Annotated in this window: 1 pseudogene; it reads left to right on the forward strand. The window is 59.9% G+C overall.

Annotated elements, in window-relative coordinates:
* Positions 1-619, forward strand: a pseudogene (locus tag AAIR21_RS27785) (OmpA family protein); the annotation flags it as partial.

Genomic DNA, 619 nt, shown 5'->3' on the forward strand with positions numbered 1-619 from the left:
GACCCGATACGCCCTGGTTTATGGTTCAGGGGACGGAGGTGAATGCCTGTGCAGACGACGGCGAGGTGTATGCCTTCAGTGAATGGCAGCAGCAGGATAATCACATGGTCTGTATCCCGCTGTTGTCGCAGGCGATGGCATTTTGCCGGGACATTCTGCTCAGTGAACTGACGCGTCCTGATGACTATTTTCCTGTGGTATCCCCCCTTGCGGTGGTGTTTCGCCTGAATGCACTGCAGACCGCCGACACCTCGCTCTGGCAGCACTGGCTGATACGTGTGGCGGCAGTAGGTTACCGCCACCCCTCGGCGTCTGTCTGTGAGGGCATGACATTCGTGGATGCGCTGTTGCCGGTGCTTGCCCGTGCATCGTCACCGGTCGGTCATTCGGTTGCCGCGCGTTATACGCTGGTTTTTCTGACGGGCTGCCTGCTGGCCGCTCTGGCATTTTCCACTGTTAACAACGCTCAGTTGATTAACAGCACCCGGGATGTGCTCACCCGGTGGCGTGTACAACCCACAGCCAGCCGGTCACAGGTGTTACCTGTCGTGACGCAGCGCAGGCTGCTGCTTGAACGCTGGCAGCGCCAGGGTGCACCGCTTCGCTACGGGCTGGGCCT

Origin of the sequence: Enterobacter sp. PTB, from assembly GCF_051130085.1 — a bacterium.
Lineage (GTDB): Bacteria > Pseudomonadota > Gammaproteobacteria > Enterobacterales > Enterobacteriaceae > Enterobacter > Enterobacter ludwigii.